Genomic DNA, 14,271 nt, shown 5'->3' on the forward strand with positions numbered 1-14,271 from the left:
GGTGAAAATGGCTATCATTCAAGTTTCTAACCTGAAAAAATCGTTTGGAAGGTTAGATGTACTAAAGCAGATTACTTTTAATGTAAATAAAAATGATGTAGTTGCTGTAATCGGTCCATCCGGTTCAGGAAAAAGTACAATGCTCCGCAGCCTGGTCCATCTTGAACAAATAGACGCCGGCAGTATTTGTGTATCCGGTGAGTATCTAGTGAAGGAAGGAATATACCCAAAACTGCAGGATATTAAGCAAATTACCGCCAAGATGGGGATGGTGTTCCAGCATTTTAATTTGTTTCCGCATCTCACCGTCCAAGAAAATCTGGAGATTGCTCCCAGATTGGTAAAAAAAGAGTCAGCTTCAGGAACTCGTCAGCGCAGCACGGAACTTCTAGAAAAAATCGGCCTAGCAAATAAAGCAAAAGCTTACCCGGCCAATTTGTCCGGTGGTCAAAAACAAAGGGTAGCCATCGCTCGAGCGCTCATGATGAACCCTGAAATTCTATTGTTTGATGAACCTACTTCCGCTCTGGATCCGGAGTTAACCGGCGAGGTACTACAAGTAATGAAGGATTTGGCAGAAGAGCACATGACCATGATTGTTGTGACGCATGAGATGGGATTCGCACAAGAGGTGGCTAACCAGGTTATTTTCATGGATGATGGGGAGATCATCGAATCCGGTCATCCCTCTGAAATATTCACAAAACCCCGGTTTGAACGAACGAAAGCTTTTTTGAACCGGAGCTTAAAATAACTCTAGACGTTAGAGATTGCCAGGTGCGTTGCAATCCCGAAATTAATAATATTAATTGGAATTTAATAAAGGGAACGAGGGAACCAGTGATGTATCACTATGGTTCCTTTTCTGCTTCACGGGGAAAATACCATCAAAAAGTGAGTCTTAATAAAATCAGATGGTGCCTGGCATTTCTTTTGCGCATTTTTGATCCTCTTAGTTGAAGAATAAAATCAAAAAGCATAGCCAACAAAAAAGAAAGCAAACTAAAATTGTGGGTGCCGATAACAAAAAAATATCTATTCCGATTCTCTATAGTGTATTTATCATGGTTGGCATCCTTAAAGGAATAACCTAATTAAACTATAAGGGTGGTGAAATAGTGGCTAAAAAGAAAAATACCCAATATATGAAGAATAATAATGCGCTACCAAAAGCCGATATTGAATTTGCGGGTGAAAATGGACTTGAAAAAAAAGCATTAAAAGCCTTAAAAAGTCACAATAAGTAAACAAAATGGGACAGTAAACCTGTCCCATTTTGTTTACTTAAAATCAGGGTGCACATTTCATTTTTGTTTAAAGAAAGGCTCTGTTAAACGATTATGTTGATATTTGAATAAGACGAACTGTTGTTCTATAATGGTTATATAAATAAGGACAAAAGTGAGTGGTTTCAAATGGCGTTAATGGACATCATTAAGGAGATTCAAAAACTTAATACCGCAGACCAACTTCGTTTGAAAGAGTTTTTTACAAAATCCCTTGCGGCATCTTCTGCAAGTGAACCTATTTTTAAAGAGGTGTCCGAGCAGAAACATAAAGATGGCTACACTTGCACTCACTGTCATTCAAATAATGTTGTCCGATTCGGAAAATATTCCGTCAAAACAGGTATGAAAACAATGGAACGGCAGCGTTATCGCTGCAAAGATTGTGGTAAAACCTTTACTGATGTCACGAATACCCCTTTACTTGGGTCGCACCTGCCTCATAAATGGTTGGACTTCATTCAGTGTATGATTGAAGGGTACTCTTTACGCAAGGCATCTGAGTTGATTGAAGTCCATTATGTCACTCTTTTTTATTGGAAGCATAAAATTTTCCGCTTTGAGACAAATGGATTTCTACCAGTTTTCTGGTATCGTCGAAATGGACGAAACCTATTTCCTATACTCTGAAAAAGGGAAACGGAATTTAAAAGGGCGTAAAGCTCGTAAACGTGGTGGTGCTTCTCAATTCCGTGGAATAAGCAAGGAACAAGTTTGTGTGTTGATTGCTAGAGACCGTCAAAAACTGACTTTTTCAAGAGTGATAGGGCAAGGACGTATTGTAAAATCCCGTTTAGATAAAGCTATTGGGTCCAAATTATCCAAATCGAATATCCTTTGTACTGATGCGTGGCGGGCTTTCAAAACCTATGCAAAAGATAAAGGGGTAGAACATTACGCATTCAAATCGGATGGAAAGGAACGTGTCAAAGGGCTTTATCATATCCAAAATGTCAATAACTATCATAGCCTTCTAAAAGGATGGATGGACAGGTTTAATGGCGTTGCAACTAAATACCTCGACTATTATTTGAGTTGGTTTCAATTTCTGGATGTAATCAGATTCCGTAATGATTATACAACGGTAAGCAAAATGGTTATTGATAGTTGCATATTATCTACCAGTGCTACTTATGAAAGATTAAGAACAATGACATTTAAGTTATAGTATTGATGTTATCAAAAAGTGGGAGGGTTGTTATGTTTAAATCACATATTAATATTTATGATTGTATGAAGCATCATAATGTTATTGGCTTAAGCGTTTCTTTAATCAATAGTGGTCAAATTAGTCGAATTGAAAATTACGGTTTGCTAGAAGTAGGAACCAACAAAAAAGTAGACAATAATTCTATTTTTAGTGCTTGTTCAATCAGTAAGTTTTTAACAGCATTACTAGTTTTGAAGTTAACAGAAAAAGGTATTCTCGACTTAGATGAGGATGTAAACAAAAGATTAAAATCGTGGAAAATCCCCTATAATAATTTGACCGATAAAAAAGTAATAACATTACGAAACTTGCTGAGCCATCAATCTGGAGTTATAGACCCTGAAGAAAGTTTTATGGAATTAAACCCCAATATAGGTACCCCTTCAATGGTAGAAATATTCGAGGGAACTACACCATATTGTAAAGCACCTATTGAAGTAAAGTATGAACCAGAGAGCGACTTTCAATATTCAGACGCAGGATTTTGTATTATACAACAACTGATAGAAGATGTGACTGGGAAACCTTTTAAAAAAGTCGTTAAGGAACTAATATTTGACCCGCTAAAAATGACAAATAGCACATTTTTACAAAATATTTCTGAAGAGATAGATGTGGATTTTTCTTCTGGTCATAACAAAGAAGGTGAATTAGTAGATGGAAAATATCCAATATATCCATATCCCGCAGCCTCTGGACTATGGACAACTACTTCAGACTTATCTCAATTAATTCTTGAATTAATGGATGCACTCAATAATAAAAGTAGGATTGGGATTTCTGCAAATAAAGTAAAAGAAATGATAAACTCACAAGGTTGTAAAAGCTGGACAGGACTTGGGGTGTTTTTGGACGGTTCAGAAAAGGAGATTGAAATTTCATCACTTGGTTGGGGATTAGGATTTCAATGTATGATGGTAGCCTATCCTCATTTAGGAAATGGCTTAATTATAATGACAAATACAGATTTAGGAGTTCATCAATTAAAAGGTATAATTGGTGAAGTTTATCATTCCCTAAAACCTTTGTTAAATCTTGCTTAGTTTTAATAAGATATAAAACCAGGACCTTATTAAAGCTAAGGTCTTGATTTTATATATAATATCAACAATATTCTTTAACAGAGCCTAAAGAAAAAGAAGCAACAATTGAATCTATAAGGGATGCGACAATCGCAGTCAATAAATATTATGAAATCACATCTATTTATAAGCGGGCAAAAGAATTATTAAATGATGAACAAATGGAGATAGGCAGCAAAGTTATTAATAATATAGAAACGTATGTTCTATTTTTATTGTTAATATGATAAAATGAAGAAGCAATAGAATAGGATTTCTCAAGGGTGGTCGGCACGCTCCCAAACAGAAAGGGGTGATGCTGAATGACAGTATTTCAAGCTTCAATGCTTGCAATATCTTTTGCTAGTTTAATCATAGCGATTCTGTCATTTCAAAATAAAAAATAATCCACCCTTGAGTTAGCGAGCTCAGGTGGATTATTCTACCCAAAAGTCGACCCCTTTAAGGGAACCGTCTATTGCTGGACTGGACATGTTCCTGCATGTTCGGTCCTTTTTAATTTATTCAATACTTAATATTATTATAACCGAATGGAATGAAAATGATAGTATTTATTTCCTACTCCAAGCTTCTTTTTAAAATTCCCTTAACTCCCTATGATTGGTAAAATAGTAAAAAAGATTGTTTATAGGGAAGGGAAAAAATTATGCCATTAGAAATTGTTCGCCAAGATATTACAAAGATGAAAGTAGATGCGATTGTAAATGCTGCGAATACATCATTGAAAATGGGCGGTGGTGTATGTGGAGCGATCTTTCATGCGGCAGGGGCAAATGAGTTGCAAGAAGCATGCAATCAAATTGGTGAATGCAAGGTGGGAGAAGCCGTTATTACGGATGGGTTTAAGTTAGATGCAAAATATATAATTCATACATCAGGACCTATTTGGCAAGGCGGTTCCAAGCAAGAAGCCCCTTTGTTAAAGGGATCATACAATAACTCCTTAGAGCTTGCTAAAAAACATCAATGTGAATCCATTGCCTTTCCACTCATTTCGACAGGCATATACGGTTATCCAAAAGAGGAAGCATTACAAATTGCGGTTTCCACCATCGGTTCATTTTTATTAAATCATGACATGCTCGTTTATTTGGTTGTTTTTGATAAAAAATCTTTCGGGTTAAGTAAGAAGTTATTTACTTCCATTCATCAATATATTGATGAGCATTATGTAGAGGAAGTGGAAAGCACTTATAATCGCAATAGAGAAGAACGATTTATAATGGAACAAATTCAGGAAGTCGAAATTTTTCATCATGAAGAGGCAAAGCATTCCTTAGTAAACCTTTTGGAACACCTCGATGAATCTTTTTCTGAGCGACTGCTTCGATTCATTGATGAAAAAGGAATGACGGATGTTGAGACGTATAAAAGGGCGAATATTGACCGGCGCTTATTCTCTAGAATCCGGAATGAAGCTGATTATACTCCACATAAGAAAACCGCTATCGCTTTTGCGATTGCTTTAAAATTATCTTTAGAGGAAACGAATGAGCTGCTAGCTGCGGCGGGCTTTACCATGTCACGCAGTAGGAAATTTGATGTGATTATTGATTTCTTTATTCAACAAACGAACTATAATATACATGAAATCAATGAAGCCTTATTTGCTTTTGACCAGCCACTGCTTGGTGCTTAAAATGTCGCTTTCAAAGCGACCATTTCTAAACGAATAATTGTTATCCTAAGTTTATCAAAGAACGGGGGATGACAATTATGAAAAAAAATTTAACTGAATTAGTGTTTATTTTAGATAAAAGCGGATCTATGGCAGGACTTGAGGCAGATACAATTGGCGGCTATAATGCGATGCTGAGGAAACAGCAAACGGCTGAAGGAGAAGCCGTTGTTACGACAGTATTATTTGATCACGATTATGAATTATTACACGACCGAATCAATGTAAGGGGCATATCTCCCATAACTGATGAAGATTATGAAGTAGGGGGCACTACTGCGTTATTAGATGCGATTGGTTTTACCATTCAAAAAATGGTGAATGTACAAAAGAGAACTAGTGAAGATGAACGCGCGGAAAAAGTGCTATTCGTTATTACAACGGACGGGATGGAAAATGCCAGCCGTGAATTCACCACGGACAAAATCAAAAAAATGGTTAAGCAGCAAAAAGAGAAATTCGGCTGGGAGTTCCTGTTCCTTGGAGCCAATATAGATGCCCTCACAACCGCCGCACGATTTGGAATTGAAGAGGACTTCGCCGTGGATTACCATGCTGATCAGGTAGGAACGCAAGTAAATTATGAAGCAGTAAACGAAGCAGTGATTAACCTTCGAAGCGGCAAAAAGATTGACCGAAGCTGGAAAGAGGGAATTGAAAGGGATTATAATCGTCGTTCGAGGAATTGATAAAATACAGAAATGATTTTCGCCAGGGGGAGTAAGATGGATTTTGTTCAGTATCTAAAATTTAGACACAATAAACACGGTGGATTAGGTATAGGAGAAAAATCTGCAAAGCAGTATAATAATAGATTGGAAAACATGTTGAAATATGGATTATACCATGGAGAAACTAGTGTAACCCCCGAGACAATTGAAAAGATTAATCTGAAATATGTGAATGCTACTGGTGAATATGAACGAACGATAAAATACTATATAGAATACAAGAAAAGCCTTTTAGAAGTATGATTTTCTTCTTTGGTTTTTGGTACCTGACCCCCGGCATGTTAATGTATTAACGCTTCGGGGGTCAGTCACATTTTTCCCTGAGGATTTTATCTATGTTCGTATAACTTTTTTCTTAGTTTGTCATTGGTGAGGTGGCCCCATTTATTTAAGCCTATAATTATACTGCAATAGTCTGATAATTCAGATAATAAAGATATAGACAAAAAGGATGATAATTGTATATTATTGAAGTTAGGGGGTGATAACGTGAAATCTAAAGTGGCTGCTGGAGTATTGGCTATTTTATTAGGAGGTTTGGGAGTACATAAATTTTACCTCGGTAAAATTGGAATGGGAATCTTATATATTTTATTTTGCTGGACAAGTATTCCTAGTCTTATTGGATTAATTGAAGGAATCATCTATCTGACAAAATCCGATGAAGAATGGAACAGGCAATACAACAAGTGATTGTAAAGTTTTTACGGTCAGTCCCCCGGCGCGTTAAAGCATTATTTCCCCCGGGGTGTAACTGACCCTATTGCACTGTTATATTATTTTGGATAACTAATACTTGCATCGGTGTCAGGCACCATAATCACAAAGCTACGACCACCACATATCCCCAACAGAATCCTTCACAATAACCCCTTGATCAGAATTGGTTGTAACAGCACCTAATCTATAAATCTATAAAAATTTGACAAATATCAGGCGATATTTTTTGGCGTATGCCTCGTCTGAGTTGAAATATTGGCGAAATATATACCATATACCAGCAATAAGCAGGTGTTACATAACTGTCCCAAAACATACACTCTTCATAGTAACACATTAATTTTGGACATTGGGGAGAGGGAAATATGAACTTCGAGATGCAAAAAGCAATTATGCTAGCTGAAAATATAAATGATTTTATTCAATATGTACAAAGAAATGATAAAATTAAGAACAGCCTTTATCCAAACAAAGATAGAATCTATCAAATTAAACTTTGGATGGAGGAATATAAGTTTCAAATAATAGCCGATGAACTCCTTCGAATAAATCAGTTTTCTTGGGATGAAAAGTATACTTATTATCTGGTTGACCAATTTCAAAAGGGAATCAACATTATCGATGAATACGTAACAAATCACCACGACGACTTATTCCTCTTTACGGCTAGACTATATACCTTAAAGAACCTGATTCAGTTATTACAAAAGTGAGAACAGCTTCGGTTCATATGTTTTTGGGATCAGTGTACGATGAGTTAAAGCTTTACGAAGGACAGACTGTCTCCATTTTTTGAGGTATTTCCTATCACTATTAAGATTAATATAGTAAAATAAGATGAAAGTATGACGTAACAGATAATTTTAAATTTTTACATAGCGGAGGATGCAAGGTGACCTATCAATTAAATAAGAGATTTAAAATGTTTACATTGAATTCAAATGAAAAGCTGGCTGTCGAGATGGCCGAGCTATTAGGCTGTGAGTTGGGCAAATGCTCGGTATCAAAATTTAGCGATGGAGAAATCCAAATCCATATTGAAGAAAGTGTTCGCGGCAGTGAGGTTTTTGTTGTACAATCAACTTCCTACCCGGTAAACGAAAATATTATGGAGCTTCTCATCATGATTGATTCCTTGAAAAGGGCATCCGCTAGAAATATTAATGTTGTCATTCCTTACTATGGGTATGGACGGCAAGATCGAAAGGCTCGTTCCCGGGAACCGATTACGGCCAAGCTAGTAGCTAACCTTTTAGAAGCAGCTGGCGCAACTAGAGTGCTAACAATGGATCTCCATACGCCTCAGCTTCAAGGATTTTTTGATATACCTGTTGAACATCTATTTGGCGTTCCAATTCTTACCCATTATTTTGAACAAAAAGGATTAGAAAACATTGTCGTTATTGCGCCGCATAATGGCAGCATCGGAAGAGCCAGAAAAATGGCCAAGCTGTTACATGCACCACTTGCCCTGATTGATAAACGAAAACTTGAAGAAAATGACAATGAAACATTTTTTGTTATTGGTAATGTTGAAGGAAAAAATGCCATTATTATCGATGATTTAATTGATACAGCTGAAACCATTACGTTAGCCGCAAAGGCGCTGGCAGAAAACGGGGCATCATCCATCTATGCGGGCTGTACTCATCCTGTCTTCACTGACCAAGCATTTGAAAAAATTGAAATGTCACCGATTAAAGAATTAGTTGTGACGAATACGATTGAATTACCTAATGAGAATGTAACCGGAAAAATAAAAACCATTTCCGTCGCACCCTTGCTGGTCGAGGCGATTGACCGAATTCATAATGAGAAAGCCGTAAGTCCATTATTTGAATAAGTTTAAGTTTGTAGGCAACTAAAAATAAATTCCTCAGGCATTATCCAATACTGGATAGTGCCTTTTTAAACAGAAAGTATAAATTTTGGCTTTGAGAATTGTCTAGCTCCAGCGCCCCAGCGGCTAGTCCTTCGCTCTCCGCCCTACGATAAATCAACATCGGGCAGCGAAGCTCACCGTGTTTCCTTTATCTCAGTTGGAGCGCCCCAGGCCATACGTCGCTGACCAGGGCGCTTGGCTTGCGCTTTTCTTACTAGGCAAGAGCCCAGGGAAACTGTGGAAGAGCCCTTACACATTTTGAAATTCATCATATTTTGTATTAAGTCGATGTAAAAGGAGGTTTGTGATATGGATGGTGTAGGAGCCGGTGGTGGTTTTGCTTTAGTGGTTGTATTGTTTATCCTTTTGATTATTATTGGAGCATCCTTTATGGGCGGTGGATGTTATTAAACAGGTTCATACTTTATTGAAAGGGGGGAAAGATATATGTATGGTTACGGAGGATTCGGTGGAGGATTCGGCGGCTGCGGTTGCGGCGGCGGTGGCTATGGTTATGGCGGCGTCGGATACGGCGGAGGTTTTGCCTTAATCGTTGTATTGTTCATTTTGTTAATCATTATTGGAGCAACGTGCTTTTATTAATTAAGAGCCATTAGCTTCATATCTTAGAAAATAAAAAAAGCCCTTTTTTAGGGCTTTTTCGTTTTTATTGCTTTGCTTTATTGCACCGAACGCAAAATAAAGCTAAAAAGGAGATATTGCATGGTATGCTATGGCTACTATTCAGTTTATGCTTCGATTCATGTAAAGAATCGACTAATTAAGCCCTTATTTTAGAATATCATTTATAATGGCTTTGACTGTTTGTTGTGATTTTCCAATATCGCTAAGCGAATAAGCTTCACTTTTATTTCTTTGCTTAATGAAAGCCATTCATGTTTATAAATTTTCATGAATCTATCCCTCCATTTAATGAGAAGTTAGTTTTAACAAGCAAGAGCTTTTTATGAATATTTTTATATGTTTTATTTAGAATAAATTTTTTTCTTCCTAGTAATCATTTACCCATATATTTCAAATTCCCAAACCTTAAATCCTTTTCCATTTTCTCTTATTTTTCTACATTATTTTCAATTAGGCCTGTTTTAATTGTTACACTTTTGTGAAAACTGCAATAATCCCCACTAGGATAAATATTTTAATGCTATACTAATTTTGTTGTTGAATATTAGTTTCCAAGGGTTAACCCCAGCTTTATCCGCGTATTTATTCCATTAGAAAATCATTTTTCATCATGGTACTACTCATTTCCTGAATTTCAAATTTCACCAGCCCCTAATTTTTCATTAAATTCAATCAGTTGTCCGTGAATCTAGGATTAAATCGCCCGATTACTAACCCTATATCCCACTTATGGTTTATGCAGCTTTACAGATAAGACCTATGTTCTGAAGTTGAAGAAGGGATGATGTTTAAATGGAACAGCAAGGAACTATTGACAAGGTAGTTGAATTAGTTCAAACAGAAACAAAAGCGAAAATTTTTCGCCCTGATTATCCGGTTTCAGAAGATCTAAGGCAAGTAATGGTAAGCGAGGTTTTTGGGGATTTCATGATCTATGCATTAAATCTGTATTACGATGATGAAAACCATTCGTTGTTGAAGGAATTTGTAGATGAACATGGGTTAAGCAATGAAAAACGAGATGGATTACTTCACAATTTGTTTTGGTGGAATTTATTTTATCAATCGAGTCGGCAGTCTTCGTGGAGTTGTATGGAAGATTATATTTCTGAAAATTTTCAAACGCTTAGAAACAAACCATTTATTTCTTCTTGGCTGCGGGAATGTGAAAAGGCAGTACCCAAATTCTATTTTATTGGCCATAAATATAATGATCGTGTCTTTGTTGCTATTGATATTCTTACAGAGAAACCCCTGGATGTCGTCGTGTATGACCCAGCAGCGATCTCGCCTAAAAAAGGAGAAATTGCCATGGGAACACTTATCCCATTGGGCGGTGGATTACATTTCCCAATCGTTGATTTTTACCATTTTGATTATGGGGCAAGAGAAGCTATGGCCAGTTGCTTACATCACCACTTTGATAAATATTTGAAAACCTCTACAATGCATGTGGCATTTTTCCACGTATTATCAGTTATGCTGCAAATAGAAAGAATCATAGTCACGGAAAATAAAGAAAAATTATCTTCAAAATAAAAGCTTCTTTTGAACAATTTAATCCACCACCTACCCAAGCTTAAAATCACTAGTCAAAGGGACCAGCCCCAGTAAAGCATTGCTTTACTGGGGCAGGCCCTCTCTTTAATTTGCATAATAATTCCAAAGTAATTTGTGTGAATTTTCTGATTCCCTAACTATCTTAATGAAAAATAAAACTATTGTAATATATCTAAATATTCATTATGCTACTATTAATAAGAAATTATAGTTTACCTAAGAAGTAGGTAACGGTTTACAATCTATATGGGGCTATGGAATGCAGCAATGATATTTTAAACAAGTGGGGGAAATTTCTATGAAAAATCTAATGAAAAAATGGAATCAAATGAGTCTGGTAAAACAAATAATTATCGGTTTGATTATTGGTATTATCCTGGCTGTGGCAATTCCAGATGCAGCCAAACCTGTTGTCATTTTAGGCTCTTTATTCGTAGGTGCTTTGAAAGCCATTGCACCTGTATTGGTATTATTCCTGGTCATGTCGGCCATCGCGCAGCATAAAAGTGGTCACCAGACGAATATGAAATCGATTATCGGCCTTTATCTTTTAGGAACTTTTTTAGCCGGATTAATAGCGGTTATGGTAAGCTTTATTGTTCCTGTTAACTTAACTCTGGCAAAGGGTGCTGAGGATTTGGCGGCTCCAGGCGGTATTGTAGATGTACTCAAAGCATTATTGTTGAACGTTGTTGATAATCCGGTAAAAGCCATTTATAATGCCAATTATATCGGCATTTTAACTTGGGCGGTAGTCCTTGGTATGGCTTTAAGAAATGCGCCAGCTACGACAAAAACAATGATAACTAATTTTTCAGATGCTGTTTCTAAAATGGTAACATGGGTAATCAAGTTTGCCCCACTGGGAATCATGGGGCTTGTTATTGACTCTATTACGACAAATGGAATCGAGTCACTCCTAAGCTATGGAAAATTACTTGCTGTTTTAGTTGGTTGTATGCTCTTTGTGGCCTTTGTGGTAAATCCAATTGTAGTGTTTGTAAACATACGTCAAAACCCATATCCACTTGTATTTAAGTGTATCAAGGAAAGCGGCATTACAGCATTCTTTACACGCAGTTCGGCAGCAAATATCCCAGTAAATATGAAATTATGTGAAAACTTAAAGTTGGATAAGGATACTTATTCTGTCTCCATTCCTTTAGGTGCAACTATCAATATGGCTGGTGCAGCCGTTACGATTTCCGTGTTGACACTAGCAGCGGTTCATACACTAGGCATTCATGTGGACATACCTACAGCCATCATTCTCAGCGTACTATCAGCTGTATGTGCTTGCGGTGCTTCAGGAGTTGCTGGCGGTTCCTTATTATTGATTCCACTAGCATGCAGTCTTTTCGGAATACCAAATGATGTTGCGATGCAGGTAGTTGGTGTAGGTTTTATTATTGGTGTTTTACAAGACTCTTTTGAAACAGCACTTAATTCATCCACAGACGTCCTTTTCACAGCAACAGCTGAATTTAAAAAGTGGCGTCAAGAAGGAAAAAAAATCGATATCAACAAAGCAGCATAAATGAAGGAAGCTCTCTATCTAGATAGGGAGCTTCTCTTCTTTTCAGGCTTATTTTATGACTTTTATGAACTTGGTATATTTTTAATGTTTTTATTACCTTAATTTTTTTCATCTTTGTGTGGAAACAGTATAATAAATTAGCAGAAGTATACATTAAAAGGAGCTCTCTTCTGTTGGTACTCAAGTTGAAAACTAAAAAAATCATAGAATGACTATAATTTATGCTTTTATTTTGAAAAGAGGCTACATAGTGCAATGTAATAACACAAGAAGGGAAGGAGATACCATGACAAAAGAAATAAATGAGGTAGGATGGAACTTAGAGAACAGTTATGGGCGTCTGCCAAAATCATTTTTTTCCAATCAGAAACCGAACCCTGTGAGTTCACCGAAGTTAATCATTCTTAATGGTTCGTTAGCAACATCCCTGGGGTTGAACGTCCAAGCGCTGCAAAGTGAAGAGGGCGTAGAGGAGCTTGCTGGCAACCGGTTTCCTGAAGGCGCTTCTCCTCTTGCTCAAGCATATGCCGGGCACCAGTTTGGGCACTTTACGATGTTAGGGGACGGCAGGGCAGTGCTGCTTGGTGAACAGATCACCCCTGTAGGTGAGCGGTTTGATGTTCAGCTCAAGGGTTCAGGCAGAACGCGATATTCGCGCGGGGGGGATGGCCGGGCTGCACTTGGACCGATGTTGCGCGAGTACATCATTAGTGAAGCGATGCATGCACTTAGTATTCCCACTACCCGTAGTCTGGCAGTAGTGACAACCGGCGAGCCAGTCATTCGCGAAACGGATCTGCCTGGTGCGATTCTGACTCGTGTGGCTGCTAGTCATATCCGCGTCGGCACTTTCCAATACGTTGCAAAATGGGGCACAGTTGAGGAACTTCGGATTTTGGCTGACTATACCTTGAAGCGTCATTATCCAGGGGTGGAAGAAGATGATAGTCGATATCTTTCACTGCTTAAAGAAGTGATTAAGCGTCAGGCTGCTCTGATTACCAAATGGCAGCTCGTTGGATTTATCCACGGAGTGATGAACACCGACAATATGGCTATTAGCGGGGAAACCATTGATTATGGCCCATGTGCCTTTATGGATGCCTATGATCCGGAAACAGTATTCAGTTCCATTGACAGGGAAGGCCGCTATGCCTATGGTAATCAGCCGTATATAGCTGGGTGGAATCTCGCGCGGTTTGCTGAAACCCTATTGCCACTGTTGCATGATAATCAAGAAGAGGCTGTCAAACTAGCCCAGGCTGCGATTGTAGATTTTATGGGGGTGTATCACAGCAATTGGCTTGCTGGAATGAGAGCAAAACTAGGAATATTTAACGAAGAGGCGGAAGATGTATCCCTTATTGAAGACCTCCTCAAAATGATGGAGAAGTTTCGTGCAGACTATACGAATACCTTCCGCGCACTAACTTTTCATAGATATGAGAAAACGGAACTGTTTGGAACCGAAGAATTTAAACAGTGGTATGAACTGTGGCAGGCAAGACTGGGAAGACAAAAAGAATCAAAAGACTCCTCGTATCAGTTAATGCAAAATAGCAATCCTGCACTAATCCCTCGCAATCACCGGGTCGAAGAGGCGCTAGAAGCCGCGGTGAAGGGAGACTTCAGCGTGATGGAGCAGCTTCTTGATGTTCTTTCAAGTCCATTTGCGCACACTACCGAACAGGCGGACTACTGTACACTGCCTGAGCCATCATCCATGCCTTACCGAACCTTTTGCGGTACATGAGATAAATGCCAGGCACCACCCATTTACTGGATGGTGCCTGGCACTTTTTCTATACAAACTTTGGAATGAGACAGATACATTTATTTTTATTTTTACTATTTACAATTTTTCCATAAAGGGATATATTAATCATCATAAAACTAAAATATTAAATAAAAGCAGTCTTTTCTCGCTAAATTTAATCGGG

The 14,271-nt window shown here is 37.7% G+C and carries 15 protein-coding genes and 1 pseudogene; all 16 read left to right on the forward strand.

Annotation, left to right across the window (positions count from 1 at the left end; translation table 11 throughout):
* The first annotated feature begins 7 nt into the window (after positions 1-7).
* The 16 genes and pseudogenes from BSO02S_RS02875 to BSO02S_RS02940 all read left to right on the forward strand — a co-directional run bounded on the left by BSO02S_RS02875 (position 8) and on the right by BSO02S_RS02940 (position 14,084).
* Entirely contained in the window at positions 8-754 is a 747-nt protein-coding gene (locus BSO02S_RS02875) for an amino acid ABC transporter ATP-binding protein (RefSeq protein WP_066062152.1), read from the forward strand.
* Between the two features lie 364 nt (positions 755-1,118).
* A complete protein-coding gene (locus BSO02S_RS28200; RefSeq protein ID WP_268875973.1) occupies positions 1,119-1,247 on the forward strand; it encodes a hypothetical protein in 129 nt (42 codons plus the stop codon).
* Positions 1,248-1,415: 168 nt separating this feature from the next.
* A pseudogene (locus BSO02S_RS26075) lies at positions 1,416-2,454 on the forward strand (IS1595 family transposase).
* A 32-nt stretch (positions 2,455-2,486) separates the two neighbouring features.
* On the forward strand, positions 2,487-3,539 hold the full coding sequence (locus tag BSO02S_RS02890) for a serine hydrolase domain-containing protein (RefSeq protein WP_066062162.1): 1,053 nt from the start codon (positions 2,487-2,489) through the stop codon (positions 3,537-3,539).
* A gap of 341 nt (positions 3,540-3,880) precedes the next feature.
* Positions 3,881-3,964, forward strand: a complete 84-nt coding sequence (locus BSO02S_RS28425; protein WP_369691302.1) for a putative holin-like toxin — start codon at positions 3,881-3,883, stop codon at positions 3,962-3,964.
* A 260-nt stretch (positions 3,965-4,224) separates the two neighbouring features.
* Positions 4,225-5,217 (forward strand): macro domain-containing protein, encoded by a 993-nt coding sequence (locus BSO02S_RS02895; RefSeq protein WP_066062164.1) that lies wholly within the window; start codon positions 4,225-4,227, stop codon positions 5,215-5,217.
* 77 nt (positions 5,218-5,294) lie between these two features.
* Positions 5,295-5,945 carry a vWA domain-containing protein gene (locus BSO02S_RS02900; RefSeq protein ID WP_066062166.1) on the forward strand — a complete coding sequence of 217 codons (651 nt, stop codon included), beginning with the start codon at positions 5,295-5,297 and terminating at the stop codon, positions 5,943-5,945.
* Positions 5,946-5,981: 36 nt separating this feature from the next.
* Entirely contained in the window at positions 5,982-6,230 is a 249-nt protein-coding gene (locus BSO02S_RS02905) for a hypothetical protein (protein ID WP_066062170.1), read from the forward strand.
* A gap of 246 nt (positions 6,231-6,476) precedes the next feature.
* Positions 6,477-6,680, forward strand: a complete 204-nt coding sequence (locus BSO02S_RS02910; protein ID WP_096190868.1) for a TM2 domain-containing protein — start codon at positions 6,477-6,479, stop codon at positions 6,678-6,680.
* A 392-nt stretch (positions 6,681-7,072) separates the two neighbouring features.
* Positions 7,073-7,420 carry a hypothetical protein gene (locus tag BSO02S_RS02915; RefSeq protein WP_066062177.1) on the forward strand — a complete coding sequence of 116 codons (348 nt, stop codon included), beginning with the start codon at positions 7,073-7,075 and terminating at the stop codon, positions 7,418-7,420.
* Between the two features lie 179 nt (positions 7,421-7,599).
* Positions 7,600-8,550 (forward strand): ribose-phosphate diphosphokinase, encoded by a 951-nt coding sequence (locus tag BSO02S_RS02920; protein ID WP_268875974.1) that lies wholly within the window; start codon positions 7,600-7,602, stop codon positions 8,548-8,550.
* A 348-nt stretch (positions 8,551-8,898) separates the two neighbouring features.
* Positions 8,899-9,000: a YjcZ family sporulation protein gene (locus BSO02S_RS26080; RefSeq protein WP_084374867.1), complete on the forward strand. Its 102-nt coding sequence runs from the start codon at positions 8,899-8,901 to the stop codon at positions 8,998-9,000.
* Between the two features lie 36 nt (positions 9,001-9,036).
* Positions 9,037-9,192, forward strand: coding sequence for a YjcZ family sporulation protein (locus tag BSO02S_RS02925; protein WP_066062180.1), 156 nt, complete (start codon positions 9,037-9,039; stop codon positions 9,190-9,192).
* Between the two features lie 834 nt (positions 9,193-10,026).
* Positions 10,027-10,773 (forward strand): hypothetical protein, encoded by a 747-nt coding sequence (locus BSO02S_RS02930; protein WP_066062183.1) that lies wholly within the window; start codon positions 10,027-10,029, stop codon positions 10,771-10,773.
* Between the two features lie 319 nt (positions 10,774-11,092).
* Entirely contained in the window at positions 11,093-12,331 is a 1,239-nt protein-coding gene (gene sstT, locus BSO02S_RS02935; protein ID WP_066062185.1) for a serine/threonine transporter SstT, read from the forward strand.
* 286 nt (positions 12,332-12,617) lie between these two features.
* Positions 12,618-14,084 (forward strand): protein adenylyltransferase SelO, encoded by a 1,467-nt coding sequence (locus tag BSO02S_RS02940; RefSeq protein ID WP_066062188.1) that lies wholly within the window; start codon positions 12,618-12,620, stop codon positions 14,082-14,084.
* Positions 14,085-14,271: the final 187 nt, after the last annotated feature.

It is taken from the genome of Neobacillus soli NBRC 102451 (assembly GCF_001591665.1).
GTDB lineage: Bacteria > Bacillota > Bacilli > Bacillales > Cytobacillaceae > Neobacillus > Neobacillus soli.